Origin of the sequence: Polynucleobacter sp. MG-27-Goln-C1 (genome assembly GCF_018881905.1) — a bacterium.
Lineage (GTDB): Bacteria > Pseudomonadota > Gammaproteobacteria > Burkholderiales > Burkholderiaceae > Polynucleobacter.
The window spans coordinates 158,195-179,078 of record NZ_JACVPM010000001.1 but is presented as its reverse complement, the minus strand read 5'-3'; the positions used below and the strand labels follow the sequence as shown (position 1 = coordinate 179,078).

Below are 20,884 nucleotides of genomic sequence, written 5' to 3'. Positions count from 1 at the left end.
ATTTCATCATAATTAAAGTTTACGCTCTATTGAGACTTCCTATGCCATAAGCGCTTGCTGTGCTGTCGCCAAAATAGGGGCTTCCTTTCTTGCGGGTCCGATTTGACTGGAAATTCCCAAACCTGTGCGCCGGTAGCTGGTGTTTGATAAAACGGAATATCCATACCTTCGTATCGGGCTGTGACTGTTGGATGTGGATGACCATATCGATTGCGATACCCATTTTGTGCAAATGCTTCATCAGGACTTAATGCCGTTAAGAGCTCTTGAGATGAAGATGTTTTGCTACCGTGATGTGGCGCCATGAATATCAGCGCTCTATCTTTTAAACCATTGAGAGCATCTTGAGTTAGTCGCTCAACGATCTCAGCCTCACCTTGCTTCTCTACATCCCCCGTCAACCAGAATGAAGTTGATTGATTACGGACTTCCAGTACGCAACTCCCCTCATTAGGTTTTCTAGGGTGCTGATCCTCAAAGACTGTCAGCTCATTTGGATGCCATACATGAAACTCCACTCCATCCCATGCCCATTGCTGACCAAAGCGACAGGGAATGGCGGAGACTCCTCTTTCCTCTAAGTTGACGAGTAATGGATTAGTGCTTGGCAAGGACCCCATCATGGAATCGAAGCTAATTTCTTTCAGCAAGCTTGCAGCGCCTCCAATGTGATCACTGTCACTATGACTAATTACCATGCGATCAACATGACTGATTCCTTGCCCTCTCAGGTAGGGCAAGATAATTCTTTGGCCAGCATTATCTTTTCCTTGAATCGGTCCAGCGTCGTATAGCAATCGTTTTGTTTTGGTTTCGATAAGTACTGCCGTACCCTGGCCAATATCAAGAACAATTGCCCGAAACTCGCCTTTTGCCAAACTGCTATTGCTCAGCGGCTGAATAAATAAAGTTGCACACAATACAAGGCCAATCACCCTGGATGGCCAACTCTCCCGAATAGATCCCGGACGAATGGTTATTGCAATACCGATCGTGGATAGCGCTACTGCCCACCAAGCGGGCTGACTTGACCAGGCAATTGCCCACTTCCAACTCGCCATCCAAGTGAGCATAATGGCTAAATAGTCCATCGTGGCATGCGCTGGTATCAACAACCATTTACCAATGAAGTCAGGCAATAAAGCACCAGCTATGGCTAGTGGCGTCACGATATAACTCACCACCGGAATAGCAACAGCATTTGCCAAAGGAGAGGCTACCGAGACTTGATAAAACCAATACAAAGTCAACGGCAAAAGCGCGATGGTAACAACCGCCTGCACTCGACAAGCCTCCCTTAGGGCTTGAGTCACTCTATGTTGCCAATCAAGCTCTAGCTCCCTGCCAGTAGGTAGCCCCAACAAACCATCTGATTCCTGCATGGCATACAAAATTGCTGCTACCGCCCCAAACGAGAGCCAGAACCCTGGCGTATAGGGCGCCATTGGATCGATGAGAAGTACAAAAGCTAACGCCCACCACCAAATATCAAATGGCCGCGGATTTCTGCCAGACCAAAGTGCAAAGGCAACTACGCCCACCATATACATAGTTCGCTGAGCCGGAATCTGAAATCCTGCTAACCAGGCATACACAAATGCCGTTAGGAATCCCACAGCTGCAGCAACCTTACTGACGGGGATTAATAGCGGGAGAGTATTGCGACGCCATAAAAATGAGGCAAGCATGGCACCAAATCCAGCCAGCATGGTTACGTGGAGTCCTGAGATGGAAATAAGATGCCCAATACCAGTGGCATTAAATACACGCCAATCTTCTTGATCGATCGCATTCTGATCGCCCATCACGAGCGCTGCAATCACACCGCCATAGCGCGCATCCTTTGGTAGTAAACGCTGAATCTTTTGCCTTAATTTCCAGCGCTGATACTCCATGGCTAAAGCAAATTCAGTAAAACGAATATCTTTCTCAGTAATTAATATTCCAGATCGCACCGATCCACTGGCACCAAAGTCCTGATGAAAAGACCAACGCTCAAAATCAAAGGTATAGGGATTGAGGGATCCATAAGGTCTTTTGATTTTGACCTTGAATTCCCAGCGCTGACCCGGAATGACCTCGGGAACATCTTGAGGATTACGCCATGCTGGCTGCCAACTCAGATACACCTGCGGTGGAAATGATTCAATCCGTTCCTTACCCAAAAAGGCTTTATCCACCCCAAAAGAAAACTTTGCACCGCTGGGAGAGCTCTGTGGCAAGGCATTAACTCTGCCCTCAAGAATAAGATCTTTGCCTTCATATTCCGTGGGCAGGATATGAGCTAAACGACTTTGTGCGTAGTGTGCATTCCAAGAAAATCCCAGAGTGAAGCAACAGACCACTAGCAATACACTGCTCGCATAGCGATTTTGGATTACGGAGTAGTTGATGTAAACGCCGACTAGGGAGATAAAAGTGCTAGCTATACATAGCCAAGCCCAATACTCCGGTACGGCAGGCAAAAATAGAAGAAGCGATCCCCCGGCGATGAACGCCGCAATATTGATGCGCAAGTTCTTAGGAAGCGGATTGTGGGTTTGGGTTGCCAGTCATTAGAGATGACCAACGGGGTAATGCTTGCATGGCATTTTGCCAAACTGCCTTTGAAAACTCTTTTTCACCAATGCCCCGAATGCCAGCCAATTGCCGAGCTATTCTGGGGAGTAAGGCTGGCTCATTAAATCGACCGCCCTCCTCCTTAAGCCAAGCCGGCGGAATATCCGGCGCATCAGTTTCGGTAACAATGCTGTCCGATGGCAGATCTTGTAAGAGTCGGCGAATTTGTAACGCACGATCATAGGTTGCAGCGCCACCAAAACCCAGCTTGAAACCTAGCTCAATAAATTGCTCAGCTTGCTGATGACTACCATTAAAAGCATGCGCTATGCCACTGGGGACTCTTCTTTTACTCAGAGCCTTGAGAATGGCATCTTGTGAACGACGCACATGCAAAATCACTGGCAACTGAAATTGCTGAGCCAAATCGAGTTGCTTGTGGAAGAAATACTCTTGGCGCTGAGGATCTAGGCCCTCAACAAAATAATCTAAACCAATCTCACCAATACCTACAAATCGCGGATCATCCAATGATTGCTCGATTTGATTTTTAAGAATATCAACATCACTGTCTTGGGCTTGATTGATATACAAAGGATGAATGCCTAGCGTATAGACCAAACCTGGAATTTGATTGCCGTATTGGTTTGCTAATTTTTTAGCTTGATCCCAATCAGAAGCTTGAACCGTGGGCATCAATAGGGCTTTAACACCCTTACTCGATGCTCTTAAAACGATTTCTGAAAGAGTATCTCTGAATTCTGGCGCATCTAGATGGCAATGGGTATCAACCCATGCGAGCCCTGTACTGGCATCGCTCATTGCGCGAATGTCTTTAATACTCCGCGCTCTAAATGCAAAATCCGGTCACAACGCTTTGCGCGAATAGGATCATGGGTCACGATCACAAAAGCGGTGCCCTGCTCACGAGCAATATCCAACATCAAGTCAAATACGCCATCGGCAGTTTCAGTATCGAGATTACCCGTTGGCTCATCAGCCAAGACGCAAGAGGGATTTCCCACTAATGCGCGGGCGACTGCAACACGTTGACGTTCGCCACCAGATAGCTCACCTGGTGTGTGCTGAACTCGCTTTGCTAAGCCAACTGCATGCAACATTGTGTTTGCTCGCTCCATAGACTCTTCGTTGCTCAGTCCACGAATACGTAAAGGTAATGCTACATTCTCAACGGCGCTGAACTCATCTAAGAGATGATGGAATTGATAAATAAATCCTAGACTGTGGTTACGCAGTTGATCTAATTTTCTAACGGGCAGCTTATGGAGATTCTCTCCGGCCAATATCACTGTGCCTGCGCTCGGTGTATCTAAACCACCCAATAGATGCAATAAGGTGCTTTTTCCTGAACCAGAAGACCCTACGATGGCAACTTTCTCAGAAGCACTCACCTGCAAATCAATTTCCTGAAGGACATGAACCGCTGTTGTACCTTTGCCATAGGTCTTTGCTAGACCTGAAGCACTCAGAATGATTGGATTGGAATTACTCATAGCGCAATGCCTCCGCAGGCTGAACTTGGGCGGCACGGCGACTTGGATACAAGGTGGCCAATACAGAGAGACCAAAGGCCATCAAGCCAACCGTAACCACATCAGACAAGCGAACATCCGAAGGTAACTCACTAATAAAGTACACATCGCGTGGCAAGAAGCGCACGCGGAAGATCGCTTCAATGGCCGGAACGATCACATCGATATTTAATGCAATTAGAAGACCCAGGCCAACACCTGCTAGAGAGCCTAGCAAGCCAATCGCTAAGCCTTGCACTAAGAAGATCCGCTGAATAAGTCCTGGGCTTGCACCCATAGTTCTTAAGATCGCAATGTCGGCTTGCTTCTCGTTTACGGTCATCACTAAGGTAGAGACTAAATTAAATGCAGCTACAGCAATAATTAATGTGAGGATGATGAACATCATCTTTCTTTCGGTTTGAACAGCAGCAAACCAATTTCGGTTAGAACGTGACCAATCGCTGACCCATAAAGCTTGCGGAACTACCTGGGCTAATTCAGCGGCAATTTCTGGGGCACGCTGCATATCATCCACCTTCACTCGTAAACCGGATGGGTCTTGCAAGCGTAATAAAGCAGCGGCATCTTTCCAATGCATGATCGCCAAGGAACTGTCATATTCATAATGGCCGCTATCCACAATGCCAACCACTTGCAGTGTTCGCATTCTGGGCATGGCCCCTGCAGGTGTGAGATCACTTTCTGGCACGATCAAATTAATACGATCACCCACACGCGCACCAACAATATTGGCAAGCTGTGCACCCAAGGCAACCCCGAAAGCGCCCGGCTTGAGATCTTCAATACTGCCAGCAACGAACTGCTTTGGTAAATCAGAAACCTTACCCTCTTCACTTGGCAATACACCGCGAATAGCCACGCCACGCATGACGTTCTCCCGGCTCAACAAGCCTTGGGAACTCACCATTGGGGCGACACCAACTACGTGGGGCTGAGCAGCCACCTTCAGCGCAATCGGCTGCCAATTAGCCAAACCATCTGGGGCGGTAATTTCAATATGGGAGAGTACGGACAGCATGCGGTCGCGCACTTCCTTCTGAAAGCCATTCATGACTGAGAGAACCACAATCAAGGCTGCAACGCCTAAAGCAATGCCTGCGGTAGAGATTCCGGAAATAAAAGAGAGAAAGCCATCACGCTTACCCACTGTCTTACGACGCTTGGATCGGGTATAGCGCAGGCCAATTTCTAGCTCAATAGGAAGTCTCAACATAGCTACAGTTTAGTGAATTAAATGAGCAAACCGATGGATTCTGTAAATGCCACCTAAAATCAGGGGAATGACTGCTAATTTGACCTCCCAAACAAGCGCTTCGCGACGCTTTACCCTTATGGTGTCAGGGGAAGATGCTCTTGACGCTGGATTTGAGCAGAATGCTCCGCCCAGCGGATTACCGCAAGAGCGCTTTCTATTGGGTGATCGTTTACCAATAGCCCCAGTCTTGCTCTTAGGTCAGAGTGATTTAGCAGTCAACCCAAATGAAACTATTGCCTGCCTCCAGCCGATCCATTTTCACGCTACCAGAGATCATTTAATCCTAATGGCTCAAAGTCAGATTGATCTGACAGCAAATGAATCCGCCAAGTTGCTAGAGGTTGCACTCCCTTTTATCGAAGAGGATTTTGGTAACAAAGTCATATTCCAAGGACAACGTGATTGGTTCATTCCAGCGGGGCCATTTGTTAGCTTAGCAACACACTCTATTGATCAGGCGCATGGTCGCAATATTGATTGGTGGATGCCGCGCGATACTAGCGAAGTTGGTATCGCTAAGATTTGGCGCAAACTTCAAAATGAAATTCAAATGCTCTGGCACATTGATCCTGTGAATGAAGAACGTGCACAACGCGGACTGCCAAGTATTAACTCCCTTTGGATTAGCGGTATTGGCAAGCTGGCTGATATTCAGATTCCTACATTACTGAAGAATGTAAATCAGATATATGGAAATCATCCCCTCCTAACTGGGTTGGCTAATTACCTTGAAGTCCCACAACAGAATGAAATTGATTTTTCAAAACTGCAAAATACCTTTGCGTGGATTGATCGACCCGAAAGTATTTGGGATGACTTAAGAAGAACTCTTTTGAGTCGTGAGTTAGAAGAAATTGAAATCATCGATTTTCCTAAGGGTCAGACTCGCCACAGAATCTTTACGGCCAAAGACTTGAATAAAAAGTCATGGGCATTCTGGAAAAAATCAGAGCCTTTAACTTGGAAAGAAATCATTTCAGCATGAGCATATTTTCCAAGCGCCCCTTCTCTGATAGGACGGCTAGCTGGTTACAGCAAAGTGGCCTACATCCATTGCTAGCCAGGCTGTATGCAGCCCGTGGCATTGATAAACCAGATGAACTCTCTTTAGATCTGAAGCAACTACTCTCCCCAGTGGAGTTAAAGAACTGCATCAGCACTGCAGCCCTGCTAGCCGATATTCTGGAGCGTAAGGAGTCGATGCTGGTAGTGGCTGACTATGACTGCGATGGCGCTACTGCTTGCGCTGTTGCGCTCCGCGGCTTGAAGATGCTGGGTGGTGTAGATACCCCGATTCAGTTCTTGGTGCCAAACCGTTTTACGATGGGCTACGGCTTAACTCCAGAGGTAGTAGAGCTGGCCGCTCAACAAATCCCCAAACCGAAATATCTCATCACAGTGGATAACGGCATTGCTAGTGAAGCTGGTGTAGATCGAGCTCGCGAGCTAGGAATGGAAGTGATTGTGACTGACCATCATCTGCCTGGTGATCGATTACCCAAAGCTACTGCAATCGTCAATCCTAATCAGCCTGGCTGCACTTTTCCAAGCAAAGCGCTTGCGGGTGTGGGGGTAATGTTCTATTTATTGGTTGCTCTGCGTGCAGAGCTTCGTCAGCGCGGCAAATTCACTGCAGAGACTCAACCCAAAATTGAGAACCTACTCGATCTTGTAGCCTTGGGAACCGTCGCAGATGTGGCGCAGCTCGATCGTAATAATCGCATTTTGGTTTCCAATGGCTTGAAGCGCATTCGTGCCGGAGTTTCACAAGCAGGTATTCAAGCACTGTTTCAAGCGGCTGTACGAGATCCTCGCAAAGCTAATACCTTTGACTTAGGTTTTGCTATTGGACCTCGCCTGAATGCTGCTGGACGCTTAGCGGACATGACTCTGGGTATTCGTCTCTTGCTGAGCGATAAGACAGAAGAAGCCGTCGAGCTGGCTTATGAGCTTGATCGCATTAATCGCGAGCGACGCGTGATTGAAGGTGGTATGCAAGAAGCCGCTCTCGCCCACCTTGCTGAGGATCAGTTGGCAGGAACAATGGCAGAGCGTTCGAGCATTTGTCTTTGGAATAAAGAATGGCATCAAGGCGTTGTTGGCATCGTAGCTTCACGCCTTAAGGAGCGCTTCAATCGCCCTGCAATTGTTTTTGCTCCCGCTGATGGCGCTAGTGGAGAAGAATTACGCGGCTCCGGTAGATCGCTAACAGGCTTTCATCTACGCGACGCCTTGGATATTGTCTCCAAGCGTGAGCCAGGTCTGATTCTTAAATTTGGTGGTCATGCTATGGCGGCAGGTCTGAGCATTAGAAAAGCCGATTTTGAAAAGTTTGATACGGTGTTTCAGCAAGTTGCTAATGACTTACTGGACGATGAATTGTTAGTGCGTCGCCACATTCATGATGGCTCGCTCGATCTTTCTGAATTCACACCCGAAACTGGGGACCTCCTTGCTGAAGAAATCTGGGGCCAAGGCTTTCCTCAGCCGATTTTTTATGGGGAATTCGAAGTTGGGCAACAAAGCCTCATGAAAGAAAAACATCTGCGTTTGCAGCTTCGCCCCATTGGAGATGGTCAACTGGCTAGCAAACCATTTACAGGGGTTTGGTTCAATCGGACCCAGCCCTTACCAGCCAAGGCCAAGCTGGCCTATCGCCTAGTGACAGACCGCTTTCAAGGGCAGGCACGTGTGCAACTCATGATTGAGGCCCACGACGAGGGCTGAGTCGCAATAACCCCCTTATAATTAGGGGATGGAAGCCGAACAACTCAATATTATTTCAAATACCCTGTCCGATCTGCTCACTCGTGAGCAAGCACTTCGGGGGTATCTTTGACTTCGAAGTAAAGTCACGACGCCTTACTGAAGTTAACTCTATTCTTGAAGATCCCACTATCTGGGATGATCAAAAGAAAGCACAAGCCCTCGGCAAAGAAAAGAAATTGCTCGATGGCGTTGTTGCCACCCTCACCGATTTAAATAGCAACATCACTGGTGCCCTCGAATTATTCGACATGGCTAAAGAAGAAAGTGATTTTGAAACGATTGGTGCGATCGAACAAGACGTTGAGAGCTATAGCAAGATCATCCATGATCTTGAGTTTCGCCGTATGTTCCATAACGAAATGGATTCATGCAGTTGCTTTATTGATGTTCAAGCAGGTGCTGGCGGAACAGAGGCTTGTGATTGGGCTAGCATTCTCCTGCGCCAATACCTTAAATATTGCGAGCGCAAAGGCTACAAGACAGAAATCTTAGAAGAATCTGATGGCGATGTCGCGGGCATTAAGAGCGCGACTATCAAGGTAGATGGTGAGTATGCATACGGCCATCTCCGTTCAGAGACTGGTGTTCACCGTTTAGTCCGTAAGTCACCATTTGACTCATCCAATGGTCGACATACTTCTTTTGCCAGCATCTATGTATATCCAGAGATTGATGACTCGATTGAGATTGACGTTAATCCAGCAGACATTCGTACCGACACCTACCGCGCCTCCGGTGCAGGTGGTCAGCACATTAACAAAACTGACTCAGCGGTTCGTTTAACCCACCTTCCAACCGGAATTGTGGTTCAGTGTCAGAACGACCGAAGCCAACACCGTAATAGAGCTGAAGCCATGACGATGTTGAAGTCACGTCTATATGAGCACGAGATGCAAAAGCGTCGCGCTGAACAGGACAAGCTTGAAGCCAGCAAAACCGATGTGGGTTGGGGTCATCAGATCCGCTCCTATGTTCTGGATCAAAGTCGCATTAAAGACTTGCGTACTAACGTTGAGATCTCCAATACACAAAAGGTATTGGATGGTGATCTCGATGCCTTTATTGAAGCTAGCCTGAAGCAAGGCGTTTGATTCATTACCTCTATTCCAGTTATTAATATTCCATATGAACGATCAAGTGAACTCCAATCCTAACCAAGCTGCAGCTACTGAAGCTGTTGATGAAAACCACATCATTGCTGAGCGTCGCGAGAAATTAGCCAAGTTACGCGAAGGCGGAGTAGCCTTTCCAAATGACTTCGTGCCAACCCACTTAGCGGCTGATCTCCACACCCACTACGACAGCCTCACCAAAGAAGAATTGGCTGCCAAAAAGGTACATGTCAAAGTTGCCGGCCGCATGGTGCTGAAGCGCGTGATGGGTAAGGCCAGCTTTGCGACTATTCAAGATCGCAGTGGTCAGATTCAGTTCTACATCAACGATGAAATCAGTGGTGCAGATACCCATGGTGCTTTTAAGCACTGGGATATGGGTGACTTTATCTCTGCTGAAGGGAATCTATTTAAAACCAATAAGGGTGAGCTCTCAGTTGAATGTAGCAATCTACGTCTCCTAAGCAAATCCTTGCGCCCTCTTCCAGATAAATTTCATGGCCTCTCAGATTTAGAGACCAAGTACCGTCAACGTTATGTTGATTTGATTGTGAATCCCGAGAGTCGCAATACTTTCAGAGCGCGTAGCAATACGATCGCTTCCTTGCGTCGCCACATGCTGGATGCAGACTTCATGGAAGTCGAAACACCAATGCTCCACCCGATTCCTGGTGGCGCTACAGCAAAACCTTTCATCACACACCACAATGCTTTAGATATGCAGATGTTCTTGCGTATTGCACCAGAGCTATATTTGAAGCGCTTGGTAGTTGGCGGCTTTGAACGTGTCTTTGAAATTAACCGCAATTTCCGTAACGAGGGCGTTAGCCCACGTCACAACCCAGAATTCACGATGATGGAGTTCTATGCGGCCTATACGGATTACCGTTGGTTGATGGATTTTACGGAAAGCTTAATTCGTTCTGCCGCAATGGATGCCCAAGGCACTGCTGTATTGACCCACCAAGGTCGTGAACTGGATTTGAGCAAGCCATTTCAGCGCTTAACTATTACCGAAGCAATTCTGAAGTATTGCGGCCAGTCCAATAAGAGCTATGAGCCAGCCCAATTAGAAAATGCAGCATTTATTCGTGCTGAGCTGAAAAAAGGTGGTGAGAATCCAGATTCCCCTACTTTAAAGAATGCTGGTATTGGCGCCCTTCAATTAGCCTTATTTGAATTGGTTGCCGAGTCACACCTGTGGGAGCCAACTTACATCATCGATTACCCAATCGAAGTAAGCCCTCTAGCTCGTGAATCCGATACACGCCCTGGCATTACCGAGCGTTTTGAATTATTCATTACCGGTCGCGAGATTGCCAACGGCTTCTCAGAGTTAAATGATGCAGAAGATCAAGCCAATCGCTTCCGCAAACAAGTAGAGCAAAAAGAAGCCGGCGACGAAGAGGCAATGTACTTTGACCATGACTTCATTCGCGCGCTGGAATACGGCATGCCTCCAACAGGTGGTTGCGGTATCGGTATTGACCGCCTAGTCATGTTGTTGACTGACGCGCCCAATATTCGTGATGTCATTCTCTTCCCACATCTGCGTCGCGAAGAAGAATAATTAGTCCGACTAGCACTACCTAGAAATACAAAAGCCGCAGAATTTAAGCTCTGCGGCTTTTTTCTTTATGCAACTGATAGATACTTAGGTAGCGGGATATAACTTCGTATTCTCGCTATCGATTACCGTAACATTGACCGGAATACCCAGACTGACACTAGAAGATACAGTGCAGAAATCTTGAAATTGCGCCAATACGCGATCAAGGTTTTCCAAAGTCTTTCCTGGCACACCAATACGAATCTCTACCTGGATTGCCAGAATACGCAGGCGGTTTTCTACATTTCTACCAATCTCGCAACTGGCTTTAGTTTCGATTGGCTCAGGATTCTGCTTGAACTTTCTTAATGCAAATAGCAAAGAATCAGATAGGCAATTAGCCACTCCAGCCAATAAAAACTGTGACGGTGTGGCGCCTTGAGATCTACCTAATGGCGGCGGCTCATCCCCATAAATAGGATCGCGCTCTTCGTTGTAATAAATAGCAAATTGATAATCAGCTTGCTGGACAAGTCTTACGGAAGGTTCGCCACTCATAGATGCTCCAATAACTTAAAACTCTATATTAATAGATGCCAGGGATTAATTTTTTGACTCTAGTCTGATAGTCGCGGTAGTTTGGGAAACGCTCTACTAACCACATCTCCTCTCGCCTAGCTTTGATGTCAAACAATACAAATAAGCAGATCGAATAAGCCAATATATAGAGCCCAGGGAAAATGAGTAGCCAGGCCAGAGCCGCCAATAGCACTCCGAAATAAATCGGGTGACGAACATATTGGTATGAGCCAATCTGAATCAGGACAGCATCATCTTTGGGGCAAGGTAAGGGAGTGAGATTTTTACCTAGATTAATTACTGCAATTGCCATAATTAAACAGGCTAGCAAACCAATGGCAATGCCACAGGATTGAAGAATGGTAGTGAGAGGCTCCGAGGTGATGAGAGGAAATCCCTGGGGTCCGAATAAGATCAGACCAATCAAGATTCCCTGAACCACCACATACCACGCACCTCTCTCGAAGATAGATTTATGGCGCGATGAATTCATATTGTGACCTTATAGAGATAAGACCACAGTCTATCTTCCTTTAGTAGTTCAGGGCCCGAATAAAGTGATCATCAATACTGGCCTGATCTTGTGTGAGGACATGCTGCGCAATAAGAAACACGCCTGAAATAAAACTTAGGCAAACCAGCACGCCAAAGGCATGGTATTGATTCAGGCCGCTCTGATTAAGGACCTCAAGATAGAGAGAGCTTTCCAACGCTAGATGAGTAGACAGGCTCAACAGGGCCAAACCCAGAAATATCTGGATGATGGTCAGAAATAAAGACTTCTGGATGGCAGGCTTAGTAGACATATGACTCTTTCGATTGGGTATGAAATGATCATAGGGAACTGGCGAGCATAAGTAAAAGAATCCCTTTTTATAAGCTAAATACTTTTTTATCTATAGAACCATCCCAAGAATGGGGATAATTGAGGTTTACACCTCATTATTAAGCATTTATGGCAGCCTACAACACCGAAACCGTCCTCACAGTCCATCACTGGAACGACACCCTCTTTAGCTTTACCACCACCAGAAACAAAGGTCTGCGCTTTCGTAGCGGCCATTTTTTGATGATTGGCTTAGAGGTTGAAGGTAAGCCATTGGTTCGCGCCTATAGTGTGGCAAGCCCTAACTATGAAGAGCATTTAGAGTTTTTGAGTATCAAGGTTCAAGATGGCCCACTTACCTCCCGCCTCCAGAAGATTCAGGTTGGTGACCCTATTTTGGTGAGCGAAAAATCTGTTGGCACCCTAGTAATTGACGATCTAAACCCAGGAAAACATCTCTACTTATTTAGCACTGGCACAGGATTAGCGCCATTTATGAGCATCATTCGCGATCCAGATACGTACGAGAAGTTTGAAAAAGTCGTCCTGATTCATGGTGTGCGCTTGGTAAGCGAACTAGCCTATGCCGACTACATTAAGAATGAACTCACTCAAGACGAATACATCGGTGAAATCATTCGCGAGAAATTAATCTACTACCCAACCGTGACACGTGAGGCTTTTAAGCACACCGGTCGCTTAACTACCGCCATTGAATCTGGGCAACTCTTTAAAGATATTGGCCTACCCCCACTAGATCCAGCAGTCGATCGCGCGATGATCTGCGGTAGCCCATCTATGCTGAAAGAAACTGCTGAGATGCTGGATGCCAAAGGCTTCAAGGTATCCCCCAGCTTGGGTCAGCTAGGCGACTACGTATTCGAACGGGCATTCGTAGAAAAGTAATCTGCCTTATATATCTAAAAGTAATTTAGATATCGCTATATATTCCTTGTGGATATATAGATGCCTTGGTAAATTATCCATAACGAGATATTTACCAAGGAAACGAGATGTCACCCGTACGCGAACACTACAACCCAATCATTACTCAACTACTGCGCCAGCATGATCAGCTGCCCCATGAGAATGTCAGTGAGCGCAAAAGTTTCCAGCGCAGAATTCTGTTCTTGATGACTACTATCAAGATGGAAGAGTTTGAGGACTCTTACGCTTAAGCAAACTCAATACAGATAACTACTTTACGATCGGAATAAATCCATCTCGATTTGGCATCTTTACCAACGGCAATGAGTTCGCATTCATTACCTCGTCCTTTGAAACAATCTTATTCATATATAAGATATAAGCAGTTAAGGCATACACCTGATCATCGGTGAGTGATTGCGGAGCTTGATGCGGCATAGCTCTTCTTACGTAATCAAATATAGTTGTGGAGTAAGGCCAAAAACTACCTACTGTCTTAACTGGCTTATCTGTATTAAGCTGGCCTCCACCAACCAATCGATTAGCAATTCCACCCTGCCCCTTATCACCATGACAGGATGAACATTTTTGCTGATAAATAATTTCACCTGTTGCAGCCGTTCCAGATCCGGCCGGTAAACCTGCACCGCTTGGGCCAATGTCAATATTCCACGCTTTGATTTGGTTTTCAGTAACTGGCTTACCAAGGCCAACTGGTCCAGTCGTGTGATATCCGCTGGTACATGCCGCTAAAACCCCAGCCAATGCTATGGCTAGAGGAAGTTTCACAAAAGATTTAACGACCATTTGTAATCTCCCCGTTAGCAGCAACACGCCATGGCTGAATTGCATTGTTGTGATAAAAACTATTAGGGCTCTTCACTTTTAATAAAGCTTCCATGCTTGGCTGAGTATCACCACTAGAGTCGATCGCTCGACTCATAAACACTGTCGGTTCACCATTCCAAACCCAGGGATAGCGAAAGCGCACCAAAGACTTATCCATGACCGGCTCTTGCAAAATGGCATCACCCCAAGACTTTCCGCCATCGGTTGATACCTCAACCTTTTTAATTTTTCCATTGCCAGACCAAGCAACACCCGAAACCTCATAGAATCCCTTGGACTTGAGCTTCATCATGCCGGATGGTTGCGTAATAACAGACTTCACGTCCATTGCAAACGTAAATTGCTGAGCCTTGCCATCCTTTTGTAAGTCGGTATAAGCAGACGTTTCTTCACGTGTTTGCCAGGGCTCGGTACCTAATTTAATCCGTCTTAACCACTTAATACTCATATTGCCTTCAAATCCCGGCAAGAAAAGGCGCAGTGGATATCCTTGCTCCGCTCGTAACATCTCACCATTCTGGGCATATACCAATAAAGCATCGTCCATCATCTTGCTCATCGGAATACTTCGAGTCATTGCAGCCCCATCCGCACCTTCCGCTAAAGCCCATGTAGCACCTGGTTGAACTCCACACTCCTGAAGAATGGTAGATAAACGAACTCCAGTCCACTCACAACAAGAAAGTAGCCCATGGATCTCTTGGGCAGTTTTACCGCTTGCCTTTTTTAACTCAGCGGCACTATTGCCAGAGCACTCTAGAAAATAAATACGAGATTCCGATGGGAACCGAACAATGTCTTCCATGGATAGCATCAGAGGTCTATCCACCATGCCATGAATGACTAAGCGATGCTGATCGGGATTAATATCCGGCACGCCAGCGTGATGCCTCTCAAAGAAGAGTCCATTTGGCGTGATGATGCCATGCAGGTTTTGCAATGGCGTCCGCGATCCAGTTAAAAATGTTGGGGCAGGAGATGGCAAGACTCGAACTACATTCTTCTCGTATTTTGAAGGCAATCCATAAGGTGGATTAATGAAAGTCGAACCCTGCACCTTGGTCCATGGATCAACTTCCAAAAATTCACTGGGTGAGGTTTGACTTAAGGCATTGCCAGAGACCATTGCAGCACCAAGGCTCGCACCTACACCAGCAGAATTTTTAAGAAATTTACGACGGTTAGAAATATTGCTTTTGTCCGACATAGGTAGCTCACCTTTTTAAAATACACGCATCAATTAAGAACGCATTTTTTAGAGAATACCGACTAAATACTGATTGGCAATGACGTTAAGCTAGATTCAGGATAAAAATTAAGCCTATTGAAGCAATAAATAGGGTTTCCACTACCAACATCACAACCGGTTGCCAGCCGAGCTTTGCTAACTCCTGAAAGTTTGTTTTTAGCCCAGCAGCGCCGATAGCAATCACGAGCATCCAGCGAGATATGCCACCAATAGAGTGAGTTATAGAGCTTGGCAAAATCTGCATGGATGCAACAACAGATAAGGCAACAAATCCTAATAGGAAGGTTGGTATCAGACGCAAACTTCCCCAACCTAAGCGTTGAGACGATTTTTCAGCGCCAAAGAAAATAGAAATAAATAAAACTACCGGCAATAGCAGCGCAACTCGGAATAGCTTAACAACCGTAGCTACATCGCCCGCCTCAGGGCCAAATAACATACCAGCAGCAACTACCTGCGCAACATCATGAATGGTTGCACCTAAAAAGATGCCTGCAGGTAAATCGGTAATATTGAGTAACTGTAGAGCAAAGGGATACACCACCATTGCAATAGTTGAAAGAACAGTTACCCCAACCACTACGAGCAAAGTAAAGCGCTCATTCTCTTTTGTTTTTGGAAGAACTGAGGCAACTGCCAAAGCTGCAGATGCCCCGCAAATGCCTACAGACCCACCTGCGATCAGACCAAAGTCAGGAGACAGCCTCAATAGCTTGGCAAGGAAGAAGCCAAGACATACCGTCGTGCCAACGGCAAACATCACCATTAACCCGGTATTCCAACCGATTGCGCCAATATCAGCAAATGTAATGCGGATACCTAGGAATGCAACACCTAAACGTAAAACTGTTTTCGCGCAGAAATCGATTCCCGGTTTAACCGTCTCATTGAGATATAGAAAATGAAGTGATAAGCCGATCAGCAAGGCATATAACAACTGTGGACCACCATAGTTCTCAGAAAGAAAGCTGGTCGACATAGCGATGACCAAGCAGACTAAAAGTCCTGGAATATTTTTTCGAGTGTTAGTCAGCATAAAACTAAGCGACCAATTCACTAAAATACTCATGTTGAGTAGTATTTAAAGTGGAGACGCGCCATTCCAAAGGTTCATCCTGGATACCGAGCGCCACTCTTCGGATAACAATGACCGGGGCATCTGGGCTCAATCCAAGCCAATCGCCATGCTGCTTACCAGCTAGCCCAGCTCGCAAACGCTCGCTACTACGCACAACGGTCTGACCGTATTCCATTTGATACATCTGATAAATACTGCCCTTACGATCAATGAAGTCCGATCGGGTTAAATCTTTAAATCTTTGCTTATCTAGCGTGATCTGATCGATCATGACGCACTGCCCTTCCAAAGAAAGGCGATTAGTCACCCTCCAAACAGGCGACCCCTCTTTAATTTCCAGCTTGCCTGCCTCTTCTTTATTGGCGGAAGCGCTATTTAAGGAAACCAGTTCAACTTTTGGGTAAACCTTTTTTTCAGCATCGTGTTTTACGATATGGAAAAAATAATATAAAAGCCTTTTGAGATCATGCTCAACAACATAGGTACCCCTGCCTTGGCGCCGAACCACGATACCTTCCGCGACCAACTCATCCACCGCCTTGCGCAGGGTTCCTATAGATACATCTAACTCTTTTGATAAATCCTTTTCGGCAGGCAATGCCTGCCCCATAGGATAGCGACCCCTGACCAGATCCTCGGTGATCTTTTGCTTAACTTCTTGATAAGCGGTCAGGTTTCTCATGCTGCAGTCTTATGCTGATTCGTATAAACGAGTCAATACAAACTCACGATGACCGAGAATCTCAGAAGCAGTCAATTCACCATCGGCTGTACGCTTCAAACAATCTAACAACTTGTTGCCTGCATCATCCATATTCTCTTCACGACGCAATAAGCCTGACACATCAACGTCGATATGCTCACCCATAGTGCGAACAGTCTTTGGATTAGCGCAAATCTTAATTACTGGAAGAATTGCATTACCAATCACGTTACCCTGCCCTGTTGGGAAGAAGTGAGCTGTAAAGCCAGCAGCTGCACACAAGGTGACCATTTCAGCAGCAGCTGATGATGAGTCCATGAAATGCAGTCCAGGAATAGTTGGCTCTTCACCCTTATCAAGCACGCTATCCACAATACATTTCTTACCGATTTTTTGGATATTGCCCAAAGCCTTCTCTTCGATGGTTGTTAAACCACCTGCAATATTGCCTTTGGTTGGCTGAGAGTCAGATAGATCGCTCGTCTTATGACGCTCAATCACATCTTGGTAACGATCAAACATCTCACGGAACTTCTTCTTCACCTCAGGAGTGCGGCAACGTGCCTCAACTAAATGTTCGCCACCAGTCAATTCGGTAGTCTCACCAAATACCAAGGTAGAACCAATTCCATAAAGCTTATCGAAAGCATCGCCGACAGTTGGATTTGCACCGCAACCAGAAGTCGTGTCAGATTCACCGCATTTTGTAGAAACCCACAACTCTGAAAGAGGAGCAGAAACGCGTTTTTGCTTAGATGCATGCTTCATCATGCTATATGCAGCTTTGCTGGCAGAGGCAATCGTTGCTGTATCGCCATTACCTTCAATCCAGAATCCCTCAACTGGCTTACCTGATGCCTTGATGCCATCGACAATAATTTTTGTCCACTGTGGCTCAATACCAATCACCACTACTGCTGCCACGTTTGGATTGCAACCAGTTCCAATCAAAGTGCGGAAATGCAAATCTAAGTCAGCTCCAAACTGTAAACGACCATAGGAATGAGGAATTGCCATCGTTCCTTTGATGTTATTTGCTACTGCTTCGCAGGCTGCGTTAGACAAGTCATCTAAAGGCAAAATCAATACATGATTGCGAATACCCATGCGTCCGTTTTCACGGCGATAACCTAAAAAGGTTGCGTCTTTCAAATTAGTCATTTTTATATCTCTCTCAATGAATAGGTAGGTAAGGGGGCTGGATTACCAGCGCTTAGTTTTTACGTTTTGGACGTGGAGGTGCTCACCTTTTTTAATTGGGGCTACCACTTTTCCAATATCAACGCCGTATTTCATTACCGTGTCACCTGGCTTGAAATCGTTCAATGAAATTTTGTGACCAATTGGAATATCACTTTCAGATTTGATATTTAAAGTAAGGTCACCATCCATTACCCAACCAATCAAGTCGGTTCCGGCTTTAACACCCTCAACTACCACTACACCTACGCCATCTGCTGGCTCATGCACGACAAAGTGGATCATTACTATCTCCTCAATAATCTCGTTTATAAAAACTACTCAGTCCATGACTGGCGGATACCAGTCTGAATTTCCTCTACAACTACATCTGAAACTGTGACACCATCTTTTAACCCCGTGGCACGCTGCTTAAAGCGACGCTGGCCAGGAAGACGAGTCCCAGCATCAGCACTTAAAACTTGTAAAAAATCTTGGATTCGAGCAGCAAAAACAGATGCGCCTGCCAAGCCAGGATCAATCGTCAATATCAACTGACCAATCCGCGGGCGATTGCCTTTTGGATCAAAAAAAGAATCTGCCTCGTAGGAAAATCTACTGCCAGAAAGCCCGACCACCAGCAATTCAACGATCAGAGCAAGTAAAGCCCCTTTATCACCGCCCAGAGGCACCATCAGACCCTTCAAGCCTTCTTGAGGATCAGTGGTTGGCTTACCGTCAGCAGTCAATGCCCAACCTTCGGGGATCTGCTGGCCATTTTTTGCTGCGACCAATAATTTTCCGCGGGCAACCGCAGAAAGTGACATATCGATAACCAAAGGATCGCCACCAGAAATTGGGAAAGCGGCAGCCAAAGGATTGGTCCCAAAAATAGCTTTCGCACCACCAACCATTGGCATTGCCGCTGGAGTGTTGCCAAATAACAATGAGATGTAGCCGGCTCTTGCAGCAGCCTCAACGTAATGACCCGCAACGCCAAAATGATGGCTATTGGTAACCGACACCAAACCAAGGCCATTTTTTGAAGCTAAATTCACGGAGAGGTCGGTAGCAAAGCGAAGTGCAGGAAAAGCGAGGCCATCACGCGCGTCAACTAATGCTGCTGCTGTCTTGAATGGCCGAACCTTCAACTTCGGATCCAGTTCAATGCGGCCATTTTTAGCATGGCCAGCATATTGAGCTACCCGTGCGAGGCCATGGGATGCAAGGCCGTCTAGCTCAGCTAAAGCCAAAAATTGCGCCGTTTCATGGGCCGCCTTTGCGCCAATACCTGCAGCCCTCAGGCCTGAATCCGCCAGATTAAGCAATTCCTGATAGCTGAGATTCATGCATGCCCCCTATGGGAAAAAGTAAGCAGAATCGAGCCATCAAAACGCAGGGTTTTCAGGGCTTGACTAGCCTTAGCTTTAGGGAACAAAATAACTGACATATCTGAATCATATAGATGATTTAGATATCTTGCAAGAATCAATTCATTGTGCGGCGCAACGAATACAAAGTGGCGCAATATAGTGGGTGGAGGAGACAGTAGTAATGAATATGCATATAACTATTAAATAGCAATTGAGTATATTTTTTTGATAACTAAGTAGCTAAGATACAAAGATCAAATTTCCACTGGAGGTCACCTATGTTGAAGATTCAGAAATATAAGTTAAGTAGACGTTTAGTTTTACTTGCTGGCGCACTCACCCTTGCACTACCTCAATTAGCAACAGCGCAATCCTGGCCTACTAAACCAATTAAATTAGTCATCCCATTTGCAGCTGGAGGAACTACCGATATTCTTGGCAGACTCTTGGCTCAGCAATTAACAAAAGACCTAGGACAGAACGTCATCGTTGAAAACAAAGGCGGCGCGGGCGGCAATATCGCAGCTGAATTTGTAGCGCAATCACCTGCTGACGGTTACACCATCATGCTTGCCTCTGGAAGTATGCTCACAGTTAACCCTAACTTGTATAAAAAATTGCCAGTGAATTACAGCAAAGATTTTGTGAACATCACTAACGTTGCCAGCGGTCCAATGTTGCTGTCAGTAAGCACTAAATTACCCGTTAAAAATTTAAATGAATTTATCACCTACGCTAAAACTAAAGATCTCAATTTTGGTTCCGCAGGTATCGGCAGCCAAGTGCACATGGCTGGTGAAAATCTCACCTACTCTGCCAATATCCCAGCAACACATGTACCTTATAAAGGTGAGTCTGCTGCCATTAATGATCTAGTGGCTGGGCAAATTGATTTCATGGTTGGCAACTTGACAGCTGCAACTGGATTTGCAAAAACTGGGCAAATTAAGCCGATCGCTGTTACCAGTGCTAAGCGCGTTAAGCAACTTCCCGATGTCCCTACCGTCGCTGAAAGTGGTATTCCTGGATTTGAAAGCACGGGCTGGTTTGGCTTGATTGCCCCTGCCAACACTCCAAAAGCGATCACCGATAAGATTTACGATGCTACGGTAAAGGCAGTGAGCTCAGAAGCGATGAAAAAGAGTTTAGAGCTCAACGGCTTAACTCCAGTAGTGAATTCTCAGAAAGACTTTGATGCTCAGATTAAAGCTGAGTCTGCAAACTGGGAGAAAGTGATTAAGGGTCGCAATATTAGTGCCCAGTAATGATTCATAGCAGTATGAAAAAAGCGAGGATTCTTCCTCGCTTTTTTATTTCCTAA

Annotated in this window: 21 protein-coding genes; 7 read left to right on the top strand and 14 right to left on the bottom strand. The window is 46.1% G+C overall.

Features of this window, described 5'->3' with window-relative positions:
* Nucleotides 1-26 precede the first annotated feature (26 nt).
* The 4 genes from ICN14_RS00940 to ICN14_RS00925 are packed head-to-tail and all read right to left on the bottom strand — an operon-like array spanning nt 27 to nt 5,325.
* Nucleotides 27-2,516 (bottom strand): DNA internalization-related competence protein ComEC/Rec2, encoded by a 2,490-nt coding sequence (locus ICN14_RS00940; RefSeq protein WP_255535910.1) that lies wholly within the window; start codon nt 2,514-2,516, stop codon nt 27-29.
* A 4-nt stretch (nt 2,517-2,520) separates the two neighbouring features.
* Entirely contained in the window at nt 2,521-3,381 is an 861-nt protein-coding gene (locus ICN14_RS00935) for a TatD family hydrolase (protein ID WP_216224186.1), read from the bottom strand.
* The gene (locus tag ICN14_RS00930) at nt 3,378-4,073 is read right to left on the bottom strand and encodes an ABC transporter ATP-binding protein (protein ID WP_216224184.1); all 696 of its coding nucleotides are present in this window, start codon (nt 4,071-4,073) and stop codon (nt 3,378-3,380) included. The genes ICN14_RS00935 and ICN14_RS00930 overlap by 4 nt, the downstream gene beginning before the upstream one ends.
* A complete protein-coding gene (locus ICN14_RS00925) occupies nt 4,066-5,325 on the bottom strand; it encodes a lipoprotein-releasing ABC transporter permease subunit (protein ID WP_216224943.1) in 1,260 nt (419 codons plus the stop codon). Before ICN14_RS00925 ends, ICN14_RS00930 begins: the two co-directional genes overlap by 8 nt.
* Nucleotides 5,326-5,395: 70 nt before the next feature.
* Between ICN14_RS00925 and ICN14_RS00920 the strand changes: the two genes are divergently transcribed.
* From ICN14_RS00920 to lysS, 4 genes are all read left to right on the top strand, one after another.
* The gene (locus ICN14_RS00920; RefSeq protein ID WP_255535909.1) at nt 5,396-6,355 is read left to right on the top strand and encodes a hypothetical protein; all 960 of its coding nucleotides are present in this window, start codon (nt 5,396-5,398) and stop codon (nt 6,353-6,355) included.
* Entirely contained in the window at nt 6,352-8,097 is a 1,746-nt protein-coding gene (gene recJ, locus ICN14_RS00915; protein ID WP_216224180.1) for a single-stranded-DNA-specific exonuclease RecJ, read from the top strand. The genes ICN14_RS00920 and recJ overlap by 4 nt, the downstream gene beginning before the upstream one ends.
* A gap of 28 nt (nt 8,098-8,125) precedes the next feature.
* A protein-coding gene (gene prfB, locus ICN14_RS00910) for a peptide chain release factor 2 (protein WP_216180522.1) occupies nt 8,126-9,230 on the top strand; the annotation gives its coding sequence in 2 pieces (ribosomal slippage) (nt 8,126-8,206 and nt 8,208-9,230; 1,104 coding nt in all).
* Between the two features lie 34 nt (nt 9,231-9,264).
* Nucleotides 9,265-10,821 carry a lysine--tRNA ligase gene (gene lysS, locus ICN14_RS00905; protein WP_216224178.1) on the top strand — a complete coding sequence of 519 codons (1,557 nt, stop codon included), beginning with the start codon at nt 9,265-9,267 and terminating at the stop codon, nt 10,819-10,821.
* Between the two features lie 84 nt (nt 10,822-10,905).
* Here lysS and ICN14_RS00900 read toward each other — a convergent pair whose 3' ends face one another.
* The 3 genes from ICN14_RS00900 to ICN14_RS00890 are packed head-to-tail and all read right to left on the bottom strand — an operon-like array spanning nt 10,906 to nt 12,185.
* A complete protein-coding gene (locus ICN14_RS00900) occupies nt 10,906-11,358 on the bottom strand; it encodes an OsmC family protein (RefSeq protein WP_216224177.1) in 453 nt (150 codons plus the stop codon).
* 28 nt (nt 11,359-11,386) lie between these two features.
* On the bottom strand, nt 11,387-11,872 hold the full coding sequence (locus tag ICN14_RS00895; RefSeq protein ID WP_216224176.1) for an isoprenylcysteine carboxylmethyltransferase family protein: 486 nt from the start codon (nt 11,870-11,872) through the stop codon (nt 11,387-11,389).
* A 40-nt stretch (nt 11,873-11,912) separates the two neighbouring features.
* A complete protein-coding gene (locus ICN14_RS00890) occupies nt 11,913-12,185 on the bottom strand; it encodes a hypothetical protein (RefSeq protein ID WP_216224175.1) in 273 nt (90 codons plus the stop codon).
* Nucleotides 12,186-12,334: 149 nt separating this feature from the next.
* Here ICN14_RS00890 and ICN14_RS00885 point away from each other — a divergent pair, with 149 nt between their 5' ends.
* Together ICN14_RS00885 and ICN14_RS00880 are read left to right on the top strand one after the other, a co-directional pair.
* Nucleotides 12,335-13,111 carry a ferredoxin--NADP reductase gene (locus ICN14_RS00885; protein ID WP_215333516.1) on the top strand — a complete coding sequence of 259 codons (777 nt, stop codon included), beginning with the start codon at nt 12,335-12,337 and terminating at the stop codon, nt 13,109-13,111.
* A 107-nt stretch (nt 13,112-13,218) separates the two neighbouring features.
* Nucleotides 13,219-13,383 (top strand): hypothetical protein, encoded by a 165-nt coding sequence (locus tag ICN14_RS00880; protein WP_216225047.1) that lies wholly within the window; start codon nt 13,219-13,221, stop codon nt 13,381-13,383.
* Nucleotides 13,384-13,402: 19 nt separating this feature from the next.
* Here ICN14_RS00880 and ICN14_RS00875 read toward each other — a convergent pair whose 3' ends face one another.
* From ICN14_RS00875 to ICN14_RS00845, 7 genes are all read right to left on the bottom strand, one after another.
* Nucleotides 13,403-13,939: a c-type cytochrome gene (locus ICN14_RS00875; protein ID WP_255535908.1), complete on the bottom strand. Its 537-nt coding sequence runs from the start codon at nt 13,937-13,939 to the stop codon at nt 13,403-13,405.
* Entirely contained in the window at nt 13,929-15,188 is a 1,260-nt protein-coding gene (soxC, locus tag ICN14_RS00870; protein WP_216224173.1) for a sulfite dehydrogenase, read from the bottom strand. Before soxC ends, ICN14_RS00875 begins: the two co-directional genes overlap by 11 nt.
* An 85-nt stretch (nt 15,189-15,273) precedes the next feature.
* Nucleotides 15,274-16,299 carry a YeiH family protein gene (locus ICN14_RS00865; protein ID WP_255535907.1) on the bottom strand — a complete coding sequence of 342 codons (1,026 nt, stop codon included), beginning with the start codon at nt 16,297-16,299 and terminating at the stop codon, nt 15,274-15,276.
* Entirely contained in the window at nt 16,271-16,990 is a 720-nt protein-coding gene (locus tag ICN14_RS00860; RefSeq protein ID WP_216224172.1) for a GntR family transcriptional regulator, read from the bottom strand. The genes ICN14_RS00865 and ICN14_RS00860 overlap by 29 nt, the downstream gene beginning before the upstream one ends.
* A 9-nt stretch (nt 16,991-16,999) precedes the next feature.
* Nucleotides 17,000-18,172, bottom strand: a complete 1,173-nt coding sequence (locus ICN14_RS00855; RefSeq protein ID WP_216180479.1) for a UxaA family hydrolase — start codon at nt 18,170-18,172, stop codon at nt 17,000-17,002.
* 42 nt (nt 18,173-18,214) lie between these two features.
* Entirely contained in the window at nt 18,215-18,496 is a 282-nt protein-coding gene (locus ICN14_RS00850) for an SAF domain-containing protein (protein WP_015421504.1), read from the bottom strand.
* A 32-nt stretch (nt 18,497-18,528) separates the two neighbouring features.
* On the bottom strand, nt 18,529-19,539 hold the full coding sequence (locus ICN14_RS00845; RefSeq protein ID WP_216224171.1) for an Ldh family oxidoreductase: 1,011 nt from the start codon (nt 19,537-19,539) through the stop codon (nt 18,529-18,531).
* Nucleotides 19,540-19,841: 302 nt separating this feature from the next.
* On the opposite strand from ICN14_RS00845, the gene ICN14_RS00840 reads away from it, so the two are divergent.
* Nucleotides 19,842-20,828, top strand: a complete 987-nt coding sequence (locus ICN14_RS00840; protein WP_216224170.1) for a tripartite tricarboxylate transporter substrate binding protein — start codon at nt 19,842-19,844, stop codon at nt 20,826-20,828.
* The last annotated feature ends 56 nt before the right edge of the window (nt 20,829-20,884 follow it).

Excerpts from the sequence above, each read along its gene's own strand:
- ICN14_RS00935 (WP_216224186.1), bottom strand. The coding sequence starts at position 3,381 with ATGAGCGATGCCAGTACAGGGCTCGCATGGGTTGATACCCATTGCCAT.
- ICN14_RS00930 (WP_216224184.1), bottom strand. The coding sequence starts at position 4,073 with ATGAGTAATTCCAATCCAATCATTCTGAGTGCTTCAGGTCTAGCAAAG.
- ICN14_RS00920 (WP_255535909.1), top strand. The coding sequence starts at position 5,396 with ATGACTGCTAATTTGACCTCCCAAACAAGCGCTTCGCGACGCTTTACC.
- recJ (WP_216224180.1), top strand. The coding sequence starts at position 6,352 with ATGAGCATATTTTCCAAGCGCCCCTTCTCTGATAGGACGGCTAGCTGG.
- lysS (WP_216224178.1), top strand. The coding sequence starts at position 9,265 with ATGAACGATCAAGTGAACTCCAATCCTAACCAAGCTGCAGCTACTGAA.
- ICN14_RS00900 (WP_216224177.1), bottom strand. The coding sequence starts at position 11,358 with ATGAGTGGCGAACCTTCCGTAAGACTTGTCCAGCAAGCTGATTATCAA.
- ICN14_RS00895 (WP_216224176.1), bottom strand. The coding sequence starts at position 11,872 with ATGAATTCATCGCGCCATAAATCTATCTTCGAGAGAGGTGCGTGGTAT.
- ICN14_RS00890 (WP_216224175.1), bottom strand. The coding sequence starts at position 12,185 with ATGTCTACTAAGCCTGCCATCCAGAAGTCTTTATTTCTGACCATCATC.
- ICN14_RS00885 (WP_215333516.1), top strand. The coding sequence starts at position 12,335 with ATGGCAGCCTACAACACCGAAACCGTCCTCACAGTCCATCACTGGAAC.
- ICN14_RS00880 (WP_216225047.1), top strand. The coding sequence starts at position 13,219 with ATGTCACCCGTACGCGAACACTACAACCCAATCATTACTCAACTACTG.
- ICN14_RS00875 (WP_255535908.1), bottom strand. The coding sequence starts at position 13,939 with ATGGTCGTTAAATCTTTTGTGAAACTTCCTCTAGCCATAGCATTGGCT.
- soxC (WP_216224173.1), bottom strand. The coding sequence starts at position 15,188 with ATGTCGGACAAAAGCAATATTTCTAACCGTCGTAAATTTCTTAAAAAT.
- ICN14_RS00865 (WP_255535907.1), bottom strand. The coding sequence starts at position 16,299 with ATGAGTATTTTAGTGAATTGGTCGCTTAGTTTTATGCTGACTAACACT.
- ICN14_RS00860 (WP_216224172.1), bottom strand. The coding sequence starts at position 16,990 with ATGAGAAACCTGACCGCTTATCAAGAAGTTAAGCAAAAGATCACCGAG.
- ICN14_RS00855 (WP_216180479.1), bottom strand. The coding sequence starts at position 18,172 with ATGACTAATTTGAAAGACGCAACCTTTTTAGGTTATCGCCGTGAAAAC.
- ICN14_RS00850 (WP_015421504.1), bottom strand. The coding sequence starts at position 18,496 with ATGATCCACTTTGTCGTGCATGAGCCAGCAGATGGCGTAGGTGTAGTG.
- ICN14_RS00845 (WP_216224171.1), bottom strand. The coding sequence starts at position 19,539 with ATGAATCTCAGCTATCAGGAATTGCTTAATCTGGCGGATTCAGGCCTG.
- ICN14_RS00840 (WP_216224170.1), top strand. The coding sequence starts at position 19,842 with ATGTTGAAGATTCAGAAATATAAGTTAAGTAGACGTTTAGTTTTACTT.